The following is a 22,120-nucleotide window of genomic DNA, read 5'->3' on the forward strand; positions in this document are numbered from 1 at the left end:
GCACGCGAACCAACCCCTTAGGCACCCTAATAATTTTTGAATGCCCCCATAAAGAGTTCTCAAAGTCTTAGGGAATTGTAATTATTTTCTTTGGGACTGATTCATCCATTGTGTGATGCTTCGCTAGATCGTATTTTGTGTGAAAGGTAAGTTCATAAGTGGAGATTCTTTCTAAATGGGTGCTTGGGGGCACGAGATTTTCGATAACGATGCCGCATGCGATTGGCTCGACAGCCTGTTGGTGCGCGATGATCTTTCTTGGATCGAAATAGCGCTGGAGCAGGTCAACCAAGAAGGCAGCGATTTCGATTCAGACGATGCAAGTGCTGCTTTAGCAGCTTGTGAAACGCTGGCATATTTGCGGGGCCGGCCTGGCCTGCACGAGGCTTCTCTCGATCAACTCAAGCAGTGGGCAGACCAGCATAATCATCTGAACACGGACCCTCTTGTCCCTCTTGCTACGAAGGTCCTTGCCCGGATCCATTCGGACGCTTGCCCGCTGAATCGATTGTGGCAGCAGGCCGAGCAGTACGACAAATGGTTGGCGACGGTCGAAGACGTGGGCCGTCGTATCGGTTAGCCTGCAAGATTTCGCAGCGCGCCCACAACGCCGAGCGTTACCTCGGTCATCGCATCGTAGTCGAGCGTGTCTGGCGTATCGGTCGGTTGGTGATAGTTTGGGTTACGCAGAAAGCTGGTATCGGTCACCATCAGGGCTGGGTAGCCTTGATCCCAGAAAGAGCTGTTGTCGCTGCGACGAATCTCCTGAACCTTCTCTGGCAAACAGATCGAAAAGAGGCTCATCCGAGAAGCCTTCTTGAACCCTCGGCGAAACGACCAAGAGAGCTGCCACGACGCCAAGTTGCCGACGGCCGCCAGGAAGTTGCCTCGTTTCGGAAAGAGCCAATGAAAAAGCTTGGGGATGGTTTCTGGTACCTTTTGCGAGCCTGGTTCATGGCGAAAGTAACCGACCATCTCCAGGCACAGCATCGCGATCTTTTCACCACGCTGCTTCGCCTGGCGAGCGTGGTACTGGCTCCCCATCGAGCCCATGCTCATGTACGGAGCTTCTTCACAGGCAAACGCGACAAAGCGGAGCGTCTTGCTGGGGGTAAACTCCTTCAGATGGCGGCTCGCTTCCAAAAGTACGGCAACGGCAGATGCATTGTCGTCGGCCCCTGGCGTGTTGGCGACTGTGTCGTAATGGGCGCCCAGCACAATCACCTCATTCGAGGATATCCCAGGGATTTCCACGACCAGGTTAGTCGCTGGGCCGTCGGAAGACTCGTAGGTCTCTTCGCGCACCTCGTAGTCCATCGCTTGCCAGGTTGAACGGATGTAGCCGATTGTCGCCAAGATCGACTCTGGCTTGGCCAGAATGCGCGGACCAATCAGTCCGGCCAGCCGATCGACATGCGTGTGAAGATTTGCTCGTAAGGGTGTGTGGTCGAATGCCATGAGTGCTCGTTAGTGCCAAAGAGTCTCGCTGCCTGATTATAGGTAGATCGGAAAGGGAATCGCCAGCGATGAGCTCGGGTTGCTCACTCAAGGGGCTCTGATTGGGTGTGGCAACCAGCACGGCTACTTATTTGTGGCTAAGTCGATTTCAATTCGTTACCTTGGAAGCTACCGCCTTAGGTTCGGCGGTCCTCCTCACGATTCGTCTTACCTCCCAAGCCCCACCGGTGTGTCATGCTCCGACTCTTCGCGCTTTCGTTTCGTGCTTTGTCTCTTACGGCCTCGATCCTATTGATCGGTACCTCTTGTGATGCTCAGCCCCCGCAGCAGCCGACTTCGTTAACGGCAGTGGCAAACGTTGCTGCCTCGGAAAATGATTGGCCGCGGTTTCGTGGCCCCAGCGGCATGGGGACGTCGCCAGCAACCGGGTTACCGCTGACTTGGAGCGAGTCGGAGAATATCGTTTGGAAAACCGAGCTTCCCGGTTCTGGGGCTTCGAGTCCGGTGACCTTCGGCGACCATATTTATCTGACCAGTTTAACCGGCTACCTCGTACCGGGAGAGTCGAAAGGGAGTCTCGAGAATCTTGAGCGGCATGTGCTGGCTCTCGATCGCAGCTCGGGCAAAGTCGTGTGGGACAAGACCGTGGCGGCCAAGCTGCCCGAGGAAGAAAACATTCGCGATCACGGCTATGCGGCTAATACCTGTGCGGCGGATAGTGCCGGGGTCGTCGCATTTCTCGGCAAGTCAGGCGTGATCGCCTACGATCACGAGGGAAACCAGAAATGGCAAGCGGACGTGGGCAGCAAGACCAGCGGCTGGGGAACTGCGGCGTCTCCACTGCTGTACGAAGACATGGTGATTGTCAATGCGAGTATCGAAAGTGAATCGCTGATAGCGCTCGACCGAGCCACGGGCAAGCAGCGCTGGAAGACCGATGGCATTCGAGAAGCTTGGAACACCCCAATCATTGTGACCGCCGATTCAGGCCGGAAGGAATTGGTCGTCGCACGTCACGGCGATGTCATGGCGTTTGACCCGGCGAACGGCGATCCGCTGTGGACCTGTAAGACCGATATCTCCTGGTACATGGTTCCCACCGGAGTCGGGGCCGATGGGGTGGTCTACTTCGTCGGCGGTCGCTCAGGCACAGCCGCCCTGGCCGTTCGTGCTGGCGGCAGTGGTGACGTGACCGATACGCATCGCCTGTGGACAAGCAAGGCCGGCACCAACGTGCCTTCCCCGATCTATCACGAAGGCCATCTCTACTATATCGATTACAACGGGAGCATTGCCTACTGCAGCGATGCCAAGACGGGAGAGGTGGTTTACCAGGAACGCCTGGGGCGATTCGACCAGGTCTATGCGTCTCCGGTCATGGCCGAGGGCCGAATCTATTACGTTGCCCGAAACGGCACCACGCTGGTCGTCGCCGCAAAGCCCCAGTACGAGGAACTGGCCAAGAACAAGCTATCCGATGGTACCCGCTTCGACGCCAGCCCTGCGGTCGATGGGAAGCGTCTGCTTGTTCGCAGCGGCAAGTATCTGTACTGCATCGGAAGCGAGTAAACTAGCGGCCCACAGTAGGTAACGCAGATGGGCGTTCGACTGGTCGAATGCCTACCGATGGGGTGTGCCCAAGATTTTCATTTGGATTCTGCGGAAGCCAGGTTTATTGAGGGACCACTGGACTATAATCGACTGAAAACTCGCGGCAAGTTCCGATCTCCTTTAGCGTAGACACCTCTCATGAAAGCCATCGTCCTGCAGACTCTCGACGGCACTGAGCACATCGGGTTTATTCTCTGCGCTATCCCGCCAGGCGATATCGAAGGAGACTGCATGTTCTCGATCGTGCCGGATAACGCAGAGCTACTGGAGGATCCCGAGATCGTGCAGCTTTTGGATCGGCGCGACCAGGGAGAGAGTCAGATCGAACTCTCGGAAGACAGCCGCTCTCTCTTGATTCGCTCGCACCGACTGGACAACATGTTCGTCCAGTTTGAAAACAACGGCATCGGCCAATGGGGCTATATTCGCTCAGGCGAACGTGTCGCCGTCGGTCAGGCAACGACGATCAGTTCGCAGCACTAGTTGCCTGACTTCAGGTCGATCTGAACGGGTTCCATCCCCGCAGTCACTTCGACTTTCAAGTCGGTCGTAGCCGGCGACGAGTACTTCATCGGCGTGAGGAACTTGACGGCTTCCTCGATGCTGCCCATCACTTGCTCGTCCTCTTCCGTGCCATCTTCCACCGGGGCCGCTTCTGCCTGGCGTCGGGCATCCAGCTTGACGACGGTCACCTTGTACTCGCCTGGCGGCACGCCGTCGCCGGCGGTGTAAGAAGCAAGCGTGAAGTGACCTTGTTCGTCGGTTTGTCCCGAACAAGGACGACCCCCTTCGGCCGGCACAAAACTGATCGCGGCACCCTCGAGCGGCTCGCCATCGAGTGTCACCGTACCTTCGACAGGCAACATCCCAGTGCCGCCACAGCCCAGCAAGGAGCTCAGGCCGAGACAAATCGACAACATCAGCGCAGAAGTTCGCATGTGCATATCTACGTAACCAACAGGAAGGGGCTTGATGGTGGGGTTAATTCAAGTTGATTGGCTGGCCGTCATCGCGTTGACCGAGACGTTGGTAGGCATCGTGGTCGATCGTTTCAGAGCGAAACGCGACCGAGCCGTCGCCATGGACGAACTGTGCCCCGCCGGGATGCAGCGAGCGGAACCCAAACTCTAAATTCCAATTGCACTTCGCATAGCACGTGTCACCACCGGGGGCATTGGAAGAGTCGTAGCAGGTGTCGGTGTTGATCGGAATCAAGGTGCTCACCAAACCGCTGCCGTTGTTCGAGTTCGCCCAACCATTGCGAGCATGGACCGAACAATCGGTTCGGACTTCACCAAAGAAGATGGTGTTCGATAGTCCATCGGTTGTTTCGCTGAACTTGCCACAGTAGCGATTGCCGCGGCGACTAAAGGGACCGGCTGGGTTGTCTTGATTGTGCTGGCTGTCGATCTTGAACCCATTGAAGACGGCTCCCTGGGCGCACGAGCAATTGGGATTGCCGGCACTGTTCACCCCGGTGGGACCGTAATTGGCCGAGTAGTTATGGGCGGCATTCTGCGTGCCGGGGATCAGCCCGCCGTGCGTATCGCTGGGGCACTGGTACGTTTCGATGATGACCTGACGCACACGCTTGGTGTTGGCCGGACTGTCAGCCCATTGGTCGTGCACGTGGGCCGTACTGGTGAAGTCGATCTGATCGTGAAGTGATGCCTGTTCGACAAACGGCAGAAGGCACGTAAACACACCACCGCGCGCCGGGTTGGGCGTAGGTGGACTTGTCCACGGCATATCGTTGGCCCACAGTCCGCCGGGAGGAATCGTCTGGAAGGTGTCGTGGTAGTTGTGCAGCGCCAAGCCAAGCTGTTTCAGGTGATTGCTGCATGTCATGCGGCGGGCAGCTTCACGAGCTTGTTGGACCGCAGGCAGGAGGAGAGCGATCAGAACGCCAATGATGGCGATAACGACCAACAGTTCCACGAGCGTGAAACCGCGATTCACATTCTTCATGGGTGGGCTCAGGTAAAGGGAAAAATCGGGGTAAATGAGATTTTAAAGTGTAGTGGGTTTCTGTTCCTTTTTAAAGTCATTATTAGGGACGGGAATGTTTCCTTCGGTCCCACCAACGCGCCCCCTGGGAAACTTCACGAGATTTGAACTATCGGTCAAAAACTGCTTGTGGTAATATGGGTGCCATACAAGATACTAATTAAACAAATAAAGGTAGTTTAACCGGTGTAGCCATTTCTCTCTCAGCGTGAAGTTCGCCCACCATGGCATAGCTTGAATGTGGATTATTTCCGCCTCGAGCTTGCGAACTCTTCTCTCCACCCGCTGAAAGACACCGCGTTCTTAGCCTTCTATCCCTATCGGATCTGGTGGAAATTTCCTCCCCGATCCCCTACCGAAAATCACTGTCCGGAAAAAGAACGAGATGCATAAGCCTGAACCTCTGCGTCAACAATGGTTTGGAAACGTGCCCAAGGACCTGCTGGCAGGTCTGGTGGTGGCGTTGGCCCTGATTCCCGAAGCGATCGCTTTTTCGATCATCGCCGGGGTCGATCCTAAGGTCGGCCTGTACGCTTCCTTTTGTATTGCCGCGATGAGCGCGTTTGTGGGTGGCCGGCCAGGCATGATCTCGGCCGCAACCGGCGCGATGGCCTTGGTCATGGTGACGTTGGTCAAGGAGCATGGTCTGCAGTACTTGTTGGCTGCGACGATCCTGACCGGGTTCCTGCAACTCGCCGCTGGCTACTTCAAGCTGGGCGTCTTGATGCGATTCGTTTCCAAGTCGGTGATCACCGGTTTTGTGAATGCCTTGGCGATCCTGATTTTCATGGCACAGCTGCCTGAGCTGATTGGTGTTCCGTGGATCGTTTACCCAATGGTGGCCGCCGGTCTGGCGATCATCTACTTGTTCCCTTACCTGACCAAGGCCGTTCCTTCGCCGCTGATTGCTATCTGCGTGCTGACGGTGGTCTCGATTACCTGCGGCTTCCAGATCCGCACCGTGGGTGACATGGGGCAGTTGCCGGATAGCCTGCCTGTGTTTTTGCTGCCCGAGATTCCTTGGACGTTTGAAACTCTGCAGATCATCTTCCCCGTTTCGGTCACGCTGGCCGTGGTGGGTCTGTTGGAATCGCTGATGACCGCTTCGATCGTCGACGAGATGACCGACACCCACAGCGATAAGAACCAGGAATGTATTGGTCAAGGTTGCTCAAATATCCTGGCGGGTTTCCTGGGTGGGATGGCCGGATGTGCGATGATCGGGCAATCGGTGATCAACGTGAAGTCCGGCGGGCGAGGTCGACTGTCGACGCTGTGTGCAGGCGTCTTCTTGCTGATTCTGATCGTGTTCCTGGGTGAGTACGTCTCGATGATCCCGATGGCCGCGCTCGTCTCGGTGATGATCATGGTTTCGATTGGTACGTTCAAATGGGAATCGCTGAAGAACCTGGTGCTGCATCCCAAGAGCTCCAGCGCCGTGATGGTCAGCACTGTGGTGGTTGTGGTCGCGACGCATGACCTGGCCCAAGGGGTGTTGGTCGGAGTGTTGATGTCCGGCTTCTTCTTCGCCCACAAGGTCGGTCAGATTCTGGACGTCGAAGGCGAAATGCACGAGTGCAACACCGGCAAGACCTACAACGTTACCGGCCAGGTCTTCTTTGCTTCGGCCGACCGATTCGTGAATTCGTTCGACTATCAAGAGAAGCTTGATCGAGTCCACATCGACGTAACGGGTGCCCACTTCTGGGACATCACGGCCGTCGGTGCGCTCGATAAGGTGATCGTGAAGTATCGCCAGAAGGAAATCGAAGTCGAACTGATTGGCCTGAACGAAGCCAGTGCCCTGATGATCGACCGCTTTGCCATTCACGACAAGCCAGACGCCGCCGACCAGCTGGCCGGGCACTAAGCCGCGACCGAAATACTACCGACAGGACATGCAGCCCTGACGCATCGTAAGCTATAGTTCACGATGTGTTAGGGCTTTTTCTTTTTCGGGGATCGGCATGTTGCGACGTTTGCTTTCTGTGGGTGGTCTTTTTGCGCTTTTCAGCGCAGCGCTGGTCTCGAACTGTCAGGCCCAGTGGCCCGCCAATCAGGCCACGCTGGCTCATACGGTGGAGCAGCTAATCAGCGAAAACGCCATCCCTGGTGCCGTTGTCCTGATGCGACAAGGCGACCAAGAGTGGGTCCAGGCATTTGGTGTCGCGGATCTAAAGACGAAGCAGCCGATGCAGGCCGATATGTCGTTTCGTGTTGGCTCGAACACGAAAACCATGACGGCGACCGTCATTTTGCAACTCGTTCAAGAAGGCAAGCTGAAGCTCGACGACAAGGTCTCGCAGTTCTTTGATAACGTTCCCCAAGGGGATGAAGTCACGATCGCCGACCTGCTTGATATGCGGAGTGGCATCGCGACCTACAGTGAACTGAAGTCGTTCAACCGAATACTCGATCAGCAGCCGACCAAGACGTTCACGCCGGAGCAGTTGATTCAACTGGGCATCGAGCAGCCGGCAATGTTCAAGCCAGGCTCCGAGTACTTCTACTCCAACACCAACTACGTCATGCTGGGCGTGTTAATCGAGCGGCTGACCAAGATGTCGCTCGAGGACGCATTCGAGCAGCGGATCTTCAAGCCGCTGAAGATGACGCGGACTCTAATGCCGGCGCAAGAAGACAACAAGCTGCCGTCCCCTTTTGCTCACGGCTATCTGTTTGGCACGAACGAGAACCCAAGCTTGACCGATGAGCAGCAGAAAGAAGCCCTCGCCGGCAAGCTGCTTCCCACGGATGTCACCCTGGCCAATCCTTCGTGGGGCTGGGCCGCAGGCGGAGCGATCTCGACGGCCAGCGATTTGGCCGTCTATGTCGAAGCCCTAGTCGGTGGTGGGCTGCTGGATGCTCCAATGCAAACCAAGCGTTTGGAAAGCATCCGACCCAATAACCCGGACGATCCACACAGTGCCGGCTATGGACTAGGCATGGCGAAGCTGGGGCCGATGCTCGGTCACGATGGTTCGCTGCCAGGCTACCAATCGTTCATGGGACACGACCCGAAAACGGGGCTCACGCTGATCGTGCTGGCCAATCTGCAAGAAACGCCAGGGGGTGAGGGCGCCGCGAACATCATCGCCAAGGCACTGCTGCAAGTTCCGGCCGCGGCCGAGTAACCGCCGGCGATGTTTGCAATCTAATCGACTCCGACGACAACTTTGGTTATCCTCCAGGGGTGGCCCGCGTACACACTTGTGTGGCCTCGCTCGTCTTGAATCTCATCGGATAACCTTGTCGGAGGCGGCCACTCGCCGCAAGATCGTGAAGGCGCACGACTCGTCAGCGCGTTATCGAACGTTGAAAGCCATTGCCGCAGGCGTGGTCGTTCTGCTCCTGGGCAAGGTGCTCTTCTCGATCGTCGCCGAGTACGTGAATTACTTTCCGCCCAACTTCGATGCGGTCTTTCTGTTGGGGCGGGAAGAATCGTTTCGTGGAATCTATCCGCCGGCCTTCTACGTGCACATCATCACCGCTCCGATCGCCATCCTGCTGGCGGCCTACTTGATGGTCAGCGGCAAGCGGAAGACGCACGGCCCCTGGCATCGGCGTCTGGGTAAGGCTCAGTTGTTTCTCGTGTTGGGGCTGGTCGCGCCCAGCGGGTTCGTCATGGCGTTCTGGGCTTTCACCGGGCCGATCGCAGGCGTCGGGTTTGGTCTGCAAGCGATTGCCACCGCGCTGACGGTAACCTTGGCCGCCAGGTATGCGATGCAGCGCAACTTCCCCGTGCACCAGCGCTGGGCGACGCACTGCTTTCTGCTGCTGGTCGCTCCCCTGCTCTTTCGCATTGTCGCCGGCATCTTGATCGTCACCGATACCGAAAGCTTCGCGGCCTATCAATGGAATGCTTGGCTGAGCTGGATTGTCCCGATGGCCGCCTACGAAGCCATCCGCTGGCGTAAGAAACGCAAAGCGGCCAAGAAGAAACAACCCCGCGACGTGCAACTGCAAGAGGCTTAACGATGGCGACCCGCGATGAAATGCGTAGCGGCTTTACACTCAAAGAACTGTTTGCCGTGACGTTCATTATCGCGGCCCTCCTGTTTTGCTTGCTTCCCTTCGGGCGTCGATGTGCTCGCGAAGCTGCCCGGCGAATGCAGTGCACGAACAACTTAAAGCAGCTTGGCCTCGCCCTGCACAACTATCACGACACCTATGGTTGCTTTCCCATGGCGATGGGCGGCACAGGCATCGGTGGTAACGAGCATCGCCGTAGCGGCCTGGTGGCGATGCTTCCCTTCCTGGAGCAGAACGCACTGTACGATCAGATCATGGATCCCGCAGACTACGAAGGGCATCCGCCAGGAGGTCCACCTCCCTGGGATAAGAAGTATGGTCCCTGGCAGCAAAGCGTTCAGATGTTTGTCTGCCCCAGCGCTTCCTACGAAGGTAAGGACTACAAGCCGACGAACTACGCGTTTTGTGTTGGGGATGTGACGCGTGACATTCACCAACTTCCTGAGGCGCGGGGAGCGTTTGCCCCGGGGCTGTTCACCCGTTTTTCTGATATCGACGACGGCATGTCCAACACGATTGCCATGGCCGAAATCGGCACGGCGTATGGACGTCAGGTTCAAGGGCAGTATGCGGTGAATCTGCCGAAGACGATCCTTGCCGATCCCGGCATCTGTTGGCGAACGGTCGATAACGGGATGAAGTACTACTCGAAAAAGGTCGGCCTGCACGATCAGGGACGTGGCTACAACTGGGCCGACGGAGGAGCCGGGCCGGGCTTGGTCAACACGATCTTGCCGCCCAACAGCCCCAGCTGTGCGGTCGGCGGAATGGAAGCGGTCGACGGGGTGTACTCGGCTGGCGGTCTTCACCCGGGCGGCTGCATTGTTCTGCTAGTTGTTGGCAGCACGCGGTTCGTTTCCGAAGAGATCGACGCAGGCGATTCGGCTACCGCGCCTCCGACGTCGGAAGACTTTGCCGGCAAGACATTTGCCAGCCCCTTCGGCGTGTGGGGAGCATTGGGAACCATCTCAGGCGAGGAGGAGAACCATGATTTCTAGGAATCGCCCTAGCCTGGCAAGACGATCGCAGCCACGTGGTTTCTCGCTGAAGGAGCTGCTGGTGGTGGTCTTCATCATCTCGGCAGGCTTGTTTCTCTTGTTGCCTGCCCTGAACCGGGGGCATCGTCCGGCGTATCGAATGATGTGCGTAAATAACCTCAAACAGTTGATTCTGGCGATCCACAACTATCATGACGTCAACGGTCACCTCCCTTCCGCCATGGCAGGCACAGGCACCGGAGGCAACGAAGGTCGGCTCAGTGGAGCGGTCGACCTGCTGCCGATGATGGAGCAATCAGCGTTGTACGAAGTGATCCAGCGAGGCGATCCGGCAGCTGGCGTTCCGCCTGGCGGGCCGGTTCCCTGGGATCGAAGTTATCAACCGTGGCAAATACGCCTCGAAATACTGAATTGCCCAACCGCCGAGATCACCTCGCAGCACTTTCAACCGACGAACTATGCGTTTTGCATCGGCGATGTGGCTAAGGATATCCATCAACTACCGAAGCTGCGCGGCGCGTTTGCTCCTGGCTTGGTGGCAACCTTTCCAGACATCACCGACGGGACCTCCTACACCATCGCGATGGCTGAGATCGGCACGGCAAATCAGCGTGCTGTTCAAGGGCAATACGCGATCGATCTTCCACCCAACATCTTGGACGATCCCGGGATTGGCCTGCGAACGGTCAGTAACAACCAGCAGACGTATCTTTCGCAAGTTCAGCTGCACAAATATGGCCGCGGCTACAACTGGGCCGATGGCGCTGCCGGGCCGGGCCTGGTCAATACAATCCTGCCGCCCAATGGCCCCAGCTGCGCCGTGAGTGGGGAAGGCGTCGTCGACGGAATCTACTCGGCCGGCAGTTATCATCGCGGCGGCGCGAACGTGGCTTTCTGCGACGGAAGCGTTCGCTTCATCCCCGATACGATCGACTGCGGCAACGTGTCGGCGGCACCACCCACGGTGGATGACTACGCCGAGCAGCCCTTCGCTAGTCCCTTCGGCGTATGGGGTGCGTTGGGCTCGATTAACGGTCAGGAACAGATCGAGGATACCGATTACTAAACGCGAAAGGCAGAGCGATGAAAAGCAAGTCTTTGAATCAGGTGCGACGCGGGTTCACAATTGTCGAGTTGTTTGTGGTGATTGGAATCATTGGGCTATTGATTGCCCTGCTACTGCCAGTATCGCGAACCTCGCGCGAGGCGACTCGTCGGGCGCAGTGCCAGAACAACCTGAAGCAGATGGGCCTGGGTGTGCATAACTATCACGATACGTTCGAGTCGCTGCCCAGCTGTTCGAGCGGCGATTCGCCCGAGCCCACGGAGATGACCTCCCATGGCAAACGTCTGAGCGGGCTGGTCGCACTTCTGCCCATGCTCGAGCAAGGGGCACTGTATGATACGATCATGGCGTCATCGACGTTTGATGGTCAGGCTTATCCAACGCTGGGACCGGACCCGTGGGACGATACGTACGAGCCGTGGACGACGCAGCTCGATCAACTGAATTGTCCGTCGGACCCGTTCGATGATTCTCGGGCGCTGGGGCCGACCAGCTATGTCTTTTGCATTGGGGATTCGACCCACATTTATCACCCAGGCGACTCGCAACGAGGACCATTTTCGCCGGGACGCCAGCTTCACTTTCGCGATATCAAGGATGGAACCTCGAACACGGTGCTGCTCGGCGAGATCACGATCACGACCAAGGTGATTTCGCAGACCCCAGAACAGATGGCCAGTGCCGAGCTTTGTTACGGCGAAGGGATCGAATGGGAACTCAACGATCTAACGGCACATAGCCGCGGGTATAGCTGGGCCGATGGCGCGGCGGGGCCGGCGATGTTCAATACGATCTTGCCACCCAATTTTCCCAGTTGTGGTTTGAACGGAACCGAAGCGGTCGATGGAATCTACAGCTTGGGAAGTCATCATGCTTTCGGGGCGCACGTCGTCATGGCGGATGGTTCGACACGGTTCATTACCGAGGATATCGACACGGGCGATCTTACCCAGGCATCGCTTCCGCCGGATTCCACAGAGCCCAGTCCTTATGGCGTTTGGGGCGCGCTGGGGACGATCGCCGCGGCGGAAGAGCACGAGCTTTAATCGCTGTAATCGGGCCGACCGGCAATTTATGACCTATACTTCCCGTGTACATTACCTTCGGTACGTCACGGGAATCGCCCAAGTGAAAAAGCATCTGTTCAATCTGCTGCGAGGCGCCGCGCTGGTGGTGATCGCAGGTCTGGTCGCCGTTCATGCAGCGGTTGGCTTGGTGATTGGGATCGTGCTGACCTGGGTAACCGGCATCAGTTGGACCATCATCGTGCCCATTTCGATGGCCGTGGCGGTGCTGTTCGTCTTTGGCGACGACGACGGCAACAGCGACGGGGGAAGTACACGCCAGCGGAAGCGGCGGCCGGTGGGTTAGGTTTCTTCGGCCTGGTCGGCTGGGGCTTCTTCAGGGTCCGTCTTGGGAGGAATCTTCTTCATGGCGAGCCCGCCAATGCCGACGGCGATACCGGTCCAGATGGCGGTCAGCCCAGAGGCACCAATCAGAATCACCCCGATTAACATACTGCCCAGGCTGCCTGCCAGCCAGACGATCCCCAGGACGTCGGTTTGCCGATCGTAACCTTCGATCAGGCCATAGACGCCGGCCGAGAACCAAAAGGGAGAAACCAGGCAAAAGATGCCTGCCAACAATCCTGCAGCACAAAGTCCCTGGGCGGTGATCAACACCCACCAGGGAAAACGCTTCGAGGATTCCATGGAGTGAGCTTTCGAGGAGGTAACAGGTGTTCCTTGATTGTCCATGGAAAGATACGCGAGAGACAAGCGAAATCAGGTCAGTTCGCTTCCAAAACATACGGGACGGCAAGCCGAGAACGGCCAAGCCCTATTTCATTTCTTCCAGTTGGGTGAGGAGCGACTCGACGGCTGCGTGCCCTTCGCGGGATTGCCGAATGACCAACAGGTTTCGGTCCCGGATGACGGCCAGGTCTGCCTCTCCCCCGAGTTCGACCCACGAAGCAGGGTCGACGATCTTTTCGATTACTTGGGCGGCGCCGGCGGCTTCGAGTTGATGGAGTTTGTAAATCCGAACGGAGTGGTGGGTCTTGGCTTCTTCTTCTGAGGTGATCACAAGCGCTCCTCCTTCGATGTACCACCCGAGCTCGTACTGTTTGGTCAGCAGGTCGAGTACTGCCTGGAGTGTGAGCGAGGTGTAGTGGGCGGTGATCGCGACATCGACATCGATCCCGTTGTCTTCCAATTCCTTCTGATCGATCAGGATCGGAATGTCGTGCAGGTTCTTCAGGTACGCCACTGCTTCGAACAGGGGCGTTTCGACAAACTCAATCTTGGTTTCTTCCCCTTTCACCTTCGCAGCAATGTTCTGGCTTGCCGTGGCGCTGACACCGGTCCAGGTAACTGCAAAGCGGCCTGCGTCCGCCGGGGCGGCTCGGTAGACGGCGATTCCTTTGCTTGCTTCTGCGGATTCGGCTTCAAAGCCACCCATGCCGCCCGGGAAACCCATTCCCCCGCCCGTCATCTCGCCGCCGCCAAATCCACCGCCACCAAACTGTGCCCAGGCAGAAGTCGTAAAGCCGAGTACCAATACCAGAGTCCAAATCGGCGCGCATCGCATGACGAGATTTCCTTGCGAAGGAGGAAAAAGAAGTGGGGTTTTCCGACAGCGTACGGCAATGCCGTTATTAAGGCAAAGGATTTGTCGACAAGCGAGAAATCGAGGAAACGCTTGATCCTGCTTCCCGCGATTCGCATACTACGAGGCGAATGGTCATTTCAGTTCTTCCTGAATTTGAACGCATGATTCCCGACGACGACGATCACAGCGCCCCAGCCCGGTTTGGACGGTGGATCAATCAACTCGACATCGATTTCAGTAGCTTCACCCTGGTGGGCTGGGTGGTCGCGCTCGGTTCCCTGGGGCTGGGCGCGTTCGCCGGCTTTCTGGTCTACTCGCTGATTGATTCCTGGGACAATCAACAAGGTGTAAATGCCGGCAAGGCAGCAGGCCTGGGCTTCTTCATCACGATGGTGGTCGTGACGGTCTTTTCGTTTCAACTACTAAGGGCCGTCGCACGATGGACTGGCAATCCGGTTGTCCGTGAGTCCGAAGATTGAGCTTGCGCTTACGAGGATACGCACGATGAATTGGTTTACCTGGGCACTGCTGGCTGCCCTGTTCGCGGGCATTACCGCGGTGCTTGCCAAAGCCGGGACCAGCGGCATCGACCCGAACCTGGCGACGGCCATTCGCACGACGGTGGTCCTGGTATTGGCCTGGGGGATTGTCTTTGCCACCGGCATGCCGGCTTGGGGTTCTCTTTCCGGTAGCGCGGTCCTGTTTCTAACCCTGTCAGGCCTGGCGACTGGTGCCTCGTGGCTTTGCTACTTTCAAGCACTCAGCGTCGGTCAGGCATCTTCGGTAGCCCCGGTCGATAAGCTGAGCGTTGTCTTCGCGATTGCCCTGGCCGCGATCTTCCTCGGCGAAAAGCTCGCGTGGCAGCACTGGGTCGGAGGGGCACTGATCGTGGCCGGTGCGGCGCTGATTGCCTGGCGATAGCTTTTAAGTTGCTTAGGCGTATTAGGACGCTCTCGAAAAAGGCCTATTTGCCAGAGCCCTTCATCTTCGCCTGAAGTTCACTGGCCGCCTTTTGTAGAACGGGGTTATCCGACTTGGCGGCTGCGGCGATGACCGGAGCGACTTTCTGCTGGGTTGCTTCCGAATCGCCATCGATGTGGACCAGAGCCCAGGCACACAGCATTTGCAGGGATGGGTCCTGGGCACTTTGCATGACCTTCATCAGAGCTGGCTCGGCAGCTTTAGCGTCGGCGCCGATTCGTCCCAGGGCCAATGCCGAGTTATGGGCGATCGCCCCCTGCCCTTCTTCGAGCGCCTTGGCCAGCTTCGGAACCGCCGACTTGGCACCAGGTCCGATCTTGCCAAGCGTAACGACCGCTTCGTTGGCGACCAGCAGATTGTCGCTTTCGATCAGTTCGGCCAACGCGGCTGTCGCAGGCGCCCCATGAGGACCCAGGTCGCCAATGATCAGGATCGCATCGTGTTGAACACTGGGGTGTTTCATGGCTTCGGTCAACAATTCAATCCCGTCCGGCCCCATCGAAGCCAGCACGTTGAGCGCATTACGAACGACCGGGACTTCGGCCATGCTCAGGTCATTCTTCAAAGCGGTCTTCAGCAGCTCCGGCGGTGCTTTCAACGACACGAGTCCCTGCGAAGCCATCGCGCGAGCCAGCGGATATTTGGAATTCAAACCAGCCGCCAGACGCTGAATCGCCTTTTGGTTCAGCTCTTTGTCTTCAGGGTTTGCACGCGCGAGAGCCCACAGGCTGACCAGCGACAACAGACCTTCACCGCGGGCATTGGCTTGGAGACGCTCTGCCGTCTCGTTCGATAATTTGCCGATGCGGCCCAACGCGTACGTCGCTGGGATTTCAAGCGTCTGATCGTCTAAGCACTTCGTAATGACCGGTGTGAATTTCTCGGCTGCCTGAGGCATCGATGCCAAGGCCAACAAGGCCTCGCGGCGAATCTCGCCTTGGCCGTTTTCGACCAGGCCGGCCAAGGCCGGAGCGGCGTCGGCGGCTTGAGGACCGATCTCACGCAGAATCAAGCAAGCCCAGAAGGCTGCCTTGTCGTTCTTGAGTGCTTCGATCAGGCCCGGCACGGCGGCGGGACCAGCATCGGCGATGGCGTTCATCACGCGCAGACGCACTGCCGGATCCGCGTCTTCCAATAGCTTGGTGAACAGCGGGATGGTAACGTCGGGACCAGGCTGAAGCTCGATGAGCTTGGCGATCGCTTCTCGCCGAACGGTCGGGTCTTCGTTGGCGGTGGCCTGGACCAAGGCGTCAACGGACGGCTTATCGGCTTCGTCTGCGACGGCAAAGGAAAGCCAGGAAGCCGAAGTCAGTACAGCCAATGCCAGTAGGGTGGTAAGTCGAATCACGACGGGGTTCTCCAAAGCAAAAACGCAAACTTCTGACTACGGCAATTGAGTTTGACAGGTCGAGTAAAGCAGCTTCTTCAAGAAGGTGTAAGCGTCCATGTACTGTTGCGGAGGAACCTTGGTGATGCCTCGCTTGAGGGTCGTCGCCATTTGTTCGACTGCCTCGGTGAACTGCTGAGCGTCCTGGGCACCAAGCATGCCATTGGCCGACTTCTTCTTCAGCAGGCTTTCGGTCAGTTCCCGCTGCTTTTCAAAGTCTGGGTATTGCAGGAGAGTCGGCCAGTTGAGCTTGCCGGTTTCTTTGTCGATGGCGCTGTCGGGAAGACCCTTGGGGGCTTCTGATTGGGCCAGCTGCACCAGCTGTTCTTCGGTCGGACGCGGATGCTTCTTCGCCTCGTACGCATCGCGCTGGGAACGCATTTGGAAATAGGTATTGGCGTACTGCTGACGATTGGCAATCTCCTGGCTTTGGGCCTGGGTCATGTTGATCGCCGCTTCCGAGGTCTGCAGGTTATACGAGCCTTGGGCACTGACCACGTTGGCCATCCCGTTGAGCGCCCCTTCGGCCGCTGTCGAGGCATGCCCATAGTCGCCGTACAGCGGAACCACAGGGACACCGTAGTCTTGAGCAAGAACATCGGATGTTGCCAACAGGCAACATGCCATCAAGAGGAGTAATCTCATGGGGAGCGTCCTTCATATCGATCGCGTCGTAATACCCCTAAGCATACGACGTAACTTGGAATAAGGCATTCAGTTGAGTCACCAAAGTACGGCTAAACAAGTAATTTCCGGGCTGCCAGCCGTAAATTCCCACAAGGTTCATGAAAACTCAGCCTCAGGCGGCCCACGATCACCGGTAATGTTCCAATCCACCGCCCCATGCTGGTCCGCGCTGGCATCGCCTGGCGAGGAACGTTTTCTTTGTCTGGTCCGCTGACACACCGGTACCTTCTTCGCCTGCAAACGAGGACGACGCGATGGCACCGCAGGAGGTTGGCTGGAATGCTCCTGAGCTTGGCTGGGGCGCTCTTCGCGGTCTTGAGCTTCCTGCAGTTCGTCGACTTCCTGCTGGAGCCGGTCGATCTCTAGCTGCTTCTCACGCAGCTCTTCCTGAAGCTCGGCGTAGAGCTTCTTCATACGGTCGACGATGGAAGGATTGGGACGTTCAGTAGTACTGGACATGGTGATGTAGTCTCCAATTGGTGGCCTATGCGCACGCTGACGCAGGCATACTTTGTGGTCAAAGGGTGAATTCGCGTGCCTGCGGTTGAGCAGGGACTTGGGCAATCGTCCGAGAAGATTCGGGCGCGGTAGTGTGGTCCACGAACGTGACGAAAGTCACATGGGACCGAGCAGAAAATGATGGTGCCGGGTAAGCTTGCCCAGCGATGTATACCTTATACCAGCCTGAGGTGGCCGGAGGATAGTGCGCCTGGGATTTTGTTCGTAGGCCTCGCGCGTTGCGGGGCTAATACGTGCCAGGGTGCCACGCCCAAGTCCGCTTGGGCGTGTGGGTTCAAGAGTTTGCTTGAACTGTTGAAAAAGCCCATCGATACTATTGCGTATGGCCACTGCTCACAGAAAAAGACGCAAGATCTACGACACACCTGGTGACCCACACTTCGTCACTTTTTCTTGCTACCAACGTCAGAAGTTACTGAGCAAGGATCGAACTCGTCAGTATGTCACTGAAGCAATTGCCAAGTCTCAAGAGACCGTACCATTTGATCTCTGGGCCTATGTCATCATGCCAGAACACGTTCATTTAGTCGTGCTCCCACGAGAAAATTCGGAGATGGCTTCAATTCTCAAGAGCATCAAACAATCGGTTTCCAGGCGAGCCGTGAATTGGCTGCGGGAAAACTCGCCTCAGTTTCTAGTTCGCCTGGAAGAACAAAAGAACGGGATCATTACCTATCGATTCTGGCAACGTGGCGGTGGTTACGACCGCAATCTGAGAAGCGTTCGAGATATCCATGAGAAGATTAATTACACGCACGAAAACCCCGTTCGTCGCGGTTTGGCGAAAGACGCTACTCTGTGGAAGTGGTCTAGTGCATTGGCATGGGAGTCCGATACCAATATTCCCCTAGCCATCCAGCGAAATTCGGTTCCACCACTGCTTGCGTCGGAGGGAAGGTCTTCGCTGAGACGATGGACATGATGTTTCTTTGTCAAAATACTCCTGGGCTAGAAAGTCTTCTCTTGTTCGCACGCCCAAGCGGACTTGGGCGTGGCACCCAAGATTCTGGGCAATGCATTGCTAGGACTCGCCTTGCCTCCAAAACGCTCCGTTTGCTAACATCCCCGCGACCTGGGCTCTGTCGGTATCTATTGATTCCGGCCCTTAGCCCCTATTTCCTTCGAGTTTCACGCGGGTTTTGCCATTATGAGCGTTTCCGTTGTCGTTCCTATTTACAACGAAATCGAGACCATTCCCCTGCTCTACAGTAGCTTGCACGAGGTGCTAGCAAACCTGGGGCGGGACTATGAGATTTTGTTTGTCGACGACGGTTCCAGCGATGGATCGACCGCTAAGCTGAAGGAAGTGGCCGCCACCGATTCGCACGTGAAGGTGGTTGAGTTCCGCCGGAACTATGGCCAAACGGCTGCCATGCACGCCGGCATTCAGCATGCGTCGATGGACGTCGTGATCACGCTCGATGGCGACATGCAGAACGATCCGGAAGACATTCCGATGATGCTGGAAAAGATCGACGAAGGTTTCGACCTCGTGCATGGTTGGCGGAAGAATCGCCAGGATGCGTTCGTCAATCGCAAGCTTCCTTCCAAGATCGCCAACTGGCTGATCTCGAAGGTTACCAAGTTCCCAATTCATGACCTCGGCTGCACCCTCAAGGCGATCCGCCGCGAGATTGCCGTAGAGTTGGAACTGTACGGCGAGATGCACCGCTTCATCCCGATTTTGGCGCATCAGCGCGGGGCGAAGTGCGTGGAAGTCGTCACGCGGCATCATGCCCGCCGCTTTGGCCAGACCAAGTACGGCATCGGTCGCACAACGCGCGTGGTGCTCGACTTGTTGACCGTCGCCTACATGCAGCAGTTCTTCACCAGTCCGATGAAGCTGTTTGGCCGGATGGGCTTTGCCTGTCTGGGCATTGCTGGGCTGAGCGTGATGACCACCATCGGTATGAAGCTGATCGGCGGGGTCGATATGACCGGCAACCCGCTGCTGCTATTCGCCGTGCTGAGCACGATCCTCGGTTCGCAGATGTTCGGCATGGGCCTTCTGGGTGAAGTGAATGCCCGAATCTACTACGCCTCGAATGGCAACGACTCGTACGCGGTTCGTAGCCTGACCAACTTCGACGACGATAGCCCACAGTCGATCAGGATGCGTCGTCAGGCTGCTTAGTTTGCTTTGACGACCCCTGGCGGTTTCCAGCTTCCTTTGCCAGGCGGAAGAATCGATGGTGGATCGGTTTTCGGCCAGTAGAGCCGAAGGACCATGTAGATGGGCCCGTCGGGAGCCGGCAGCCAGTTCGCTTCTTTCTCCTTGCCCGGCGAATCCTTTTGGATGTAGATGGTCAGCGATCCATCGGCATTCTTTTTAAGGTCTGGCAGCATGGGCGAATTGATCAGATAGCGATCGAGCGGATTCTCGATCAGTAGCTGCGTCTTACCGTCGTACATGGTGACTGACCAGAACGCATTGACCGGCGGCAACTCGCCGGCGGGAAACGTGAGCATATAGTTCTGCTTGCTGCCGTCGAGGGGATGGCCGTCGATGTCTTGAACGGTCAGCGGATAGGTGGCTTCCTCGGCATCGTTGCCGTACAGACCGGCCATGGCGGCCGCGGCACGTAGCGTCCAGTCACCCTTGAAGAAGTCACGATCGCCGAACGCCGCGGTGACGCGCCAGCCGTTCATCTCGACCCCGATCTTAGAGACCTTCTCCTTGATGGCCGCGACTCCTTGTTCCCCGCCCAACTTCAAGGCCGCTTTCTGGCCTTCGCTCAATTCGCAGCAAGGGAAGGGCTTGCCGGCTTCGATGCCGATATTCATGAACTTGGCTCGCAGCGGCTCTTCCACTTCGGCCGGTCCAACGGTGGGGCAATAACGCAATAGAAACGCCAGGTACGCATACGGATCTTTGGCTGCCAGTTGTTTGTCGATCTTGGGCCAGTTGACCTGCGGCGGACTCTCCGGGGCAGGCTCGCCCAGGAAGGTCGACAGGGGAAGGATTTGATACCCCTTTTGAATCTGCTTGACGTTGACGATGTCTTCCGGATTGAACAACTGCGTGCGAATGACGGCCATCGAGAAGTCGGTTTCGCAGCGGAAGACCTTGTCGACGCCAGGCGGTTTCTCCCCTTTCCAGTTCGGGCCGGCGACCATGTATTTGCCCCCTTGGGTACCGGTGGTTCGACTGCCGACATAACCGTAGTTGTAGGTGTACATGTCGATCAGTTGCACCGAGAAGTAGCGATCCTTTTCGACCGGCGGCACGGCGAAGACGACCGGCTCGGCTCGTAGGTCGGCACAGAAGAAGGAATAAGGCGTATCGCTGTTGGGCGTCACGACCGCGGTGTCGGCCGGTGTGGCGACGTGGGCCGTGTTGCAGATCTCGTTGAAGCCGCACTTGTACTGGCTGGACGTGGTGTCGATGAAGAACTCGTAGATGGCGGCATAGTTCATCACCATCGGATAGCCATAGATGATCGCCGTCTTGGCCGTGGCGACGTCGTCAGGCGATGGGGCTTCCGCGTAAAGAGAGCCAGGGCTGACAAGACACGCCAAGAGTAAGATCATCGATGCCAATTTGGTCTTCATCACACACTCCCCCGAGTTTCGCTGATAGTGAAAAGTTGCCCCTGGCTGTCTTCTTAGAATAGAGCAGCAGTCGAGCCGCCAGAATTGTTTTTTCAATTCTTCACCAAGAATTGTCCGTCGGCGTGCAGGCTAATCCTGGCACCAGGCCATTCGCTGGGCGAAGTCTTTTTGGAAGTCAGGACGCCATTTGGATACCGACTCGCGCGGGTCGCCGCCGCTGCTGGGTTGGTCACGGTACCAGCCATCTTCGGCCAAGACGTATTGGCCACCCCAACCAGGCTGAGAAGGATCACTCAGTTGATTGCCGCCTGCGGGCAGAAAGAAAAACCACGAGGGCGTGTCTCCTTCCTTCAAGCAGCCATGCGGATTGGGAGCGGTCCAGGTCTTGGTGGGATAAAGCTTGCCGAGCGGTCCCTGCGAGCGGATGTTCTCGTTGATCCACTCGCGGCTGGTCGTGGAAACGTCGCCGGTCAGATACATCCCGCGAAAGGTACCTTTTCGGCGATCTTCGCCCTTGGGAGCTTTGCTCAGGATGTAAAACATGCCGGGGAACTGCTCGTGCATCCAATCGGCGATGCCATCCTGGTCGGCGATATCGTAGGCACGAAACTTCGCCACGAATGCCAGGTATTCTTCTTCACTGCGATCGTGCTTTACCCGCCAGAGTGCCTGGGCCAGGTCGGTCTGACCGCCCCAAATGGTGATATTCAGGGGATCGTCCTTGGTGCCAGCGTCGATACGATCAATCAGAAAGCGAGAGCCTTCGGTGTCGTGCGGCTCGCCAATGTATTCTCGTCCGCGCTGCGGATTGCCCGATTTGATGCACGCGACAAGCTGTGCGACTTCTGGCCAGTTCGATTCATGCTTGGCCAGGCTGGGACGTACCTGGCCGTACGCATCGACGATCTCGCGAATGAGCTGCGGTTGCGTGATTGCTTTTTTCAGTTCGCCGGGCGTCCCGGAAGCGGAAGCCACCAGACCTTCCAGGCGAAACTGGTTCGCATAAACCATCAGGCGAACCATCGATTGCTGGTCGTCCGGGTCGCCACCGATGTCGGTGAGGACCAGCAGGCGCGGCCGCGTATCGGGCTGCTGAGCAACTACCGGGCTCACGACGGCAAGAGACCAGACGCACAACAGACATAGAGCGAGACTTCGCATGGGAAGCTTTCTGGTGATCGAAGTGGATCGGACGAAACGGTCAGTCTCTAT

Annotated in this window: 24 protein-coding genes; 14 read left to right on the plus strand and 10 right to left on the minus strand. The window is 57.3% G+C overall.

All coding sequences use genetic code 11. The features are described from left to right. The first annotated feature begins 175 nt into the window (after positions 1–175). Positions 176–580 (plus strand): DUF4259 domain-containing protein, encoded by a 405-nt coding sequence (locus PSR63_RS12990; protein ID WP_274333880.1) that lies wholly within the window; start codon positions 176–178, stop codon positions 578–580. On the opposite strand, the gene PSR63_RS12995 is transcribed toward PSR63_RS12990, so the two are convergent. Further along, positions 577–1,458, minus strand: a complete 882-nt coding sequence (locus PSR63_RS12995; RefSeq protein WP_274333881.1) for a M28 family peptidase — start codon at positions 1,456–1,458, stop codon at positions 577–579. The genes PSR63_RS12990 and PSR63_RS12995 overlap by 4 nt on opposite strands. Positions 1,459–1,692: 234 nt before the next feature. Here PSR63_RS12995 and PSR63_RS13000 point away from each other — a divergent pair, with 234 nt between their 5' ends. Both PSR63_RS13000 and PSR63_RS13005 read left to right on the plus strand, forming a co-directional pair. Further along, positions 1,693–3,027, plus strand: a complete 1,335-nt coding sequence (locus PSR63_RS13000; protein ID WP_274333882.1) for an outer membrane protein assembly factor BamB family protein — start codon at positions 1,693–1,695, stop codon at positions 3,025–3,027. 180 nt (positions 3,028–3,207) lie between these two features. After that, complete coding sequence (locus PSR63_RS13005; protein ID WP_274333883.1) at positions 3,208–3,552, plus strand: hypothetical protein; 345 nt, start codon at positions 3,208–3,210, stop codon at positions 3,550–3,552. Here PSR63_RS13005 and PSR63_RS13010 read toward each other — a convergent pair. Both PSR63_RS13010 and PSR63_RS13015 read right to left on the minus strand, forming a co-directional pair. Beyond that, positions 3,549–4,007, minus strand: a complete 459-nt coding sequence (locus tag PSR63_RS13010) for a carboxypeptidase-like regulatory domain-containing protein (RefSeq protein ID WP_274333884.1) — start codon at positions 4,005–4,007, stop codon at positions 3,549–3,551. The two genes, PSR63_RS13005 and PSR63_RS13010, sit on opposite strands and share 4 nt — an antisense overlap. A gap of 43 nt (positions 4,008–4,050) precedes the next feature. Beyond that, positions 4,051–5,037 carry a DUF1559 family PulG-like putative transporter gene (locus PSR63_RS13015; RefSeq protein WP_274333885.1) on the minus strand — a complete coding sequence of 329 codons (987 nt, stop codon included), beginning with the start codon at positions 5,035–5,037 and terminating at the stop codon, positions 4,051–4,053. Positions 5,038–5,461: 424 nt separating this feature from the next. On the opposite strand from PSR63_RS13015, the gene PSR63_RS13020 reads away from it, so the two are divergent. The 7 genes from PSR63_RS13020 to PSR63_RS13050 all read left to right on the plus strand — a co-directional run bounded on the left by PSR63_RS13020 (position 5,462) and on the right by PSR63_RS13050 (position 12,543). Next, on the plus strand, positions 5,462–6,946 hold the full coding sequence (locus PSR63_RS13020; protein WP_274333886.1) for a SulP family inorganic anion transporter: 1,485 nt from the start codon (positions 5,462–5,464) through the stop codon (positions 6,944–6,946). A gap of 97 nt (positions 6,947–7,043) precedes the next feature. Further along, complete coding sequence (locus PSR63_RS13025) at positions 7,044–8,210, plus strand: serine hydrolase domain-containing protein (RefSeq protein WP_274333887.1); 1,167 nt, start codon at positions 7,044–7,046, stop codon at positions 8,208–8,210. A gap of 115 nt (positions 8,211–8,325) precedes the next feature. After that, positions 8,326–9,051, plus strand: a complete 726-nt coding sequence (locus PSR63_RS13030; protein WP_274333888.1) for a DUF2306 domain-containing protein — start codon at positions 8,326–8,328, stop codon at positions 9,049–9,051. Between the two features lie 2 nt (positions 9,052–9,053). Then, positions 9,054–10,106 (plus strand): DUF1559 domain-containing protein, encoded by a 1,053-nt coding sequence (locus PSR63_RS13035; protein ID WP_274333889.1) that lies wholly within the window; start codon positions 9,054–9,056, stop codon positions 10,104–10,106. Further along, on the plus strand, positions 10,096–11,172 hold the full coding sequence (locus PSR63_RS13040) for a DUF1559 domain-containing protein (RefSeq protein WP_274333890.1): 1,077 nt from the start codon (positions 10,096–10,098) through the stop codon (positions 11,170–11,172). The genes PSR63_RS13035 and PSR63_RS13040 overlap by 11 nt, the downstream gene beginning before the upstream one ends. Before the next feature lie 17 nt (positions 11,173–11,189). Beyond that, a complete protein-coding gene (locus PSR63_RS13045) occupies positions 11,190–12,218 on the plus strand; it encodes a DUF1559 domain-containing protein (RefSeq protein ID WP_274333891.1) in 1,029 nt (342 codons plus the stop codon). Between the two features lie 82 nt (positions 12,219–12,300). Then, on the plus strand, positions 12,301–12,543 hold the full coding sequence (locus PSR63_RS13050) for a hypothetical protein (protein WP_274333892.1): 243 nt from the start codon (positions 12,301–12,303) through the stop codon (positions 12,541–12,543). On the opposite strand, the gene PSR63_RS13055 is transcribed toward PSR63_RS13050, so the two are convergent. Both PSR63_RS13055 and PSR63_RS13060 read right to left on the minus strand, forming a co-directional pair. Further along, positions 12,540–12,884, minus strand: coding sequence for a hypothetical protein (locus PSR63_RS13055; RefSeq protein WP_274333893.1), 345 nt, complete (start codon positions 12,882–12,884; stop codon positions 12,540–12,542). The two genes, PSR63_RS13050 and PSR63_RS13055, sit on opposite strands and share 4 nt — an antisense overlap. Before the next feature lie 127 nt (positions 12,885–13,011). Beyond that, positions 13,012–13,761, minus strand: coding sequence for a hypothetical protein (locus PSR63_RS13060; RefSeq protein WP_274333894.1), 750 nt, complete (start codon positions 13,759–13,761; stop codon positions 13,012–13,014). A 149-nt stretch (positions 13,762–13,910) separates the two neighbouring features. Between PSR63_RS13060 and PSR63_RS13065 the strand changes: the two genes are divergently transcribed. Together PSR63_RS13065 and PSR63_RS13070 are read left to right on the plus strand one after the other, a co-directional pair. Beyond that, the gene (locus PSR63_RS13065; RefSeq protein ID WP_274333895.1) at positions 13,911–14,261 is read left to right on the plus strand and encodes a hypothetical protein; all 351 of its coding nucleotides are present in this window, start codon (positions 13,911–13,913) and stop codon (positions 14,259–14,261) included. Positions 14,262–14,286: 25 nt separating this feature from the next. Further along, the gene (locus tag PSR63_RS13070; protein ID WP_274333896.1) at positions 14,287–14,703 is read left to right on the plus strand and encodes an EamA family transporter; all 417 of its coding nucleotides are present in this window, start codon (positions 14,287–14,289) and stop codon (positions 14,701–14,703) included. 43 nt (positions 14,704–14,746) lie between these two features. Here PSR63_RS13070 and PSR63_RS13075 read toward each other — a convergent pair whose 3' ends face one another. From PSR63_RS13075 to PSR63_RS13085, 3 genes are all read right to left on the minus strand, one after another. Beyond that, positions 14,747–16,111, minus strand: coding sequence for a HEAT repeat domain-containing protein (locus PSR63_RS13075; RefSeq protein WP_274333897.1), 1,365 nt, complete (start codon positions 16,109–16,111; stop codon positions 14,747–14,749). Positions 16,112–16,147: 36 nt separating this feature from the next. Next, on the minus strand, positions 16,148–16,795 hold the full coding sequence (locus PSR63_RS13080) for a hypothetical protein (protein WP_274333898.1): 648 nt from the start codon (positions 16,793–16,795) through the stop codon (positions 16,148–16,150). A gap of 138 nt (positions 16,796–16,933) precedes the next feature. Continuing rightward, on the minus strand, positions 16,934–17,296 hold the full coding sequence (locus PSR63_RS13085; RefSeq protein WP_274333899.1) for a hypothetical protein: 363 nt from the start codon (positions 17,294–17,296) through the stop codon (positions 16,934–16,936). A gap of 382 nt (positions 17,297–17,678) precedes the next feature. Between PSR63_RS13085 and PSR63_RS13090 the strand changes: the two genes are divergently transcribed. After that, positions 17,679–18,278, plus strand: coding sequence for an REP-associated tyrosine transposase (locus tag PSR63_RS13090; RefSeq protein WP_274333900.1), 600 nt, complete (start codon positions 17,679–17,681; stop codon positions 18,276–18,278). Positions 18,279–18,503: 225 nt separating this feature from the next. After that, positions 18,504–19,490 (plus strand): glycosyltransferase family 2 protein, encoded by a 987-nt coding sequence (locus tag PSR63_RS13095; RefSeq protein ID WP_274333901.1) that lies wholly within the window; start codon positions 18,504–18,506, stop codon positions 19,488–19,490. Here the strand turns inward: PSR63_RS13095 and PSR63_RS13100 are convergent. Both PSR63_RS13100 and PSR63_RS13105 read right to left on the minus strand, forming a co-directional pair. Then, positions 19,487–20,908 carry a DUF1254 domain-containing protein gene (locus tag PSR63_RS13100; RefSeq protein WP_274333902.1) on the minus strand — a complete coding sequence of 474 codons (1,422 nt, stop codon included), beginning with the start codon at positions 20,906–20,908 and terminating at the stop codon, positions 19,487–19,489. The genes PSR63_RS13095 and PSR63_RS13100 overlap by 4 nt on opposite strands. 129 nt (positions 20,909–21,037) lie before the next feature. After that, on the minus strand, positions 21,038–22,069 hold the full coding sequence (locus PSR63_RS13105; RefSeq protein WP_274333903.1) for a DUF1593 domain-containing protein: 1,032 nt from the start codon (positions 22,067–22,069) through the stop codon (positions 21,038–21,040). Between the last annotated feature and the right edge of the window lie 51 nt (positions 22,070–22,120).

The organism is Bremerella sp. P1, from assembly GCF_028748185.1.
In the GTDB taxonomy this organism is placed as follows: domain Bacteria; phylum Planctomycetota; class Planctomycetia; order Pirellulales; family Pirellulaceae; genus Bremerella.

Excerpts from the sequence above, each read along its gene's own strand:
- PSR63_RS13035 (WP_274333889.1), top strand. The coding sequence starts at position 9,054 with ATGGCGACCCGCGATGAAATGCGTAGCGGCTTTACACTCAAAGAACTG.
- PSR63_RS13055 (WP_274333893.1), bottom strand. The coding sequence starts at position 12,884 with ATGGAATCCTCGAAGCGTTTTCCCTGGTGGGTGTTGATCACCGCCCAG.
- PSR63_RS12990 (WP_274333880.1), top strand. The coding sequence starts at position 176 with ATGGGTGCTTGGGGGCACGAGATTTTCGATAACGATGCCGCATGCGAT.
- PSR63_RS13090 (WP_274333900.1), top strand. The coding sequence starts at position 17,679 with ATGGCCACTGCTCACAGAAAAAGACGCAAGATCTACGACACACCTGGT.
- PSR63_RS13080 (WP_274333898.1), bottom strand. The coding sequence starts at position 16,795 with ATGAGATTACTCCTCTTGATGGCATGTTGCCTGTTGGCAACATCCGAT.
- PSR63_RS13100 (WP_274333902.1), bottom strand. The coding sequence starts at position 20,908 with ATGAAGACCAAATTGGCATCGATGATCTTACTCTTGGCGTGTCTTGTC.
- PSR63_RS13105 (WP_274333903.1), bottom strand. The coding sequence starts at position 22,069 with ATGCGAAGTCTCGCTCTATGTCTGTTGTGCGTCTGGTCTCTTGCCGTC.
- PSR63_RS13020 (WP_274333886.1), top strand. The coding sequence starts at position 5,462 with ATGCATAAGCCTGAACCTCTGCGTCAACAATGGTTTGGAAACGTGCCC.
- PSR63_RS13085 (WP_274333899.1), bottom strand. The coding sequence starts at position 17,296 with ATGTCCAGTACTACTGAACGTCCCAATCCTTCCATCGTCGACCGTATG.
- PSR63_RS13070 (WP_274333896.1), top strand. The coding sequence starts at position 14,287 with ATGAATTGGTTTACCTGGGCACTGCTGGCTGCCCTGTTCGCGGGCATT.
- PSR63_RS13045 (WP_274333891.1), top strand. The coding sequence starts at position 11,190 with ATGAAAAGCAAGTCTTTGAATCAGGTGCGACGCGGGTTCACAATTGTC.
- PSR63_RS12995 (WP_274333881.1), bottom strand. The coding sequence starts at position 1,458 with ATGGCATTCGACCACACACCCTTACGAGCAAATCTTCACACGCATGTC.
- PSR63_RS13040 (WP_274333890.1), top strand. The coding sequence starts at position 10,096 with ATGATTTCTAGGAATCGCCCTAGCCTGGCAAGACGATCGCAGCCACGT.
- PSR63_RS13010 (WP_274333884.1), bottom strand. The coding sequence starts at position 4,007 with ATGCGAACTTCTGCGCTGATGTTGTCGATTTGTCTCGGCCTGAGCTCC.
- PSR63_RS13065 (WP_274333895.1), top strand. The coding sequence starts at position 13,911 with ATGGTCATTTCAGTTCTTCCTGAATTTGAACGCATGATTCCCGACGAC.
- PSR63_RS13095 (WP_274333901.1), top strand. The coding sequence starts at position 18,504 with ATGAGCGTTTCCGTTGTCGTTCCTATTTACAACGAAATCGAGACCATT.
- PSR63_RS13015 (WP_274333885.1), bottom strand. The coding sequence starts at position 5,037 with ATGAAGAATGTGAATCGCGGTTTCACGCTCGTGGAACTGTTGGTCGTT.
- PSR63_RS13000 (WP_274333882.1), top strand. The coding sequence starts at position 1,693 with ATGCTCCGACTCTTCGCGCTTTCGTTTCGTGCTTTGTCTCTTACGGCC.
- PSR63_RS13060 (WP_274333894.1), bottom strand. The coding sequence starts at position 13,761 with ATGCGATGCGCGCCGATTTGGACTCTGGTATTGGTACTCGGCTTTACG.
- PSR63_RS13025 (WP_274333887.1), top strand. The coding sequence starts at position 7,044 with ATGTTGCGACGTTTGCTTTCTGTGGGTGGTCTTTTTGCGCTTTTCAGC.
- PSR63_RS13005 (WP_274333883.1), top strand. The coding sequence starts at position 3,208 with ATGAAAGCCATCGTCCTGCAGACTCTCGACGGCACTGAGCACATCGGG.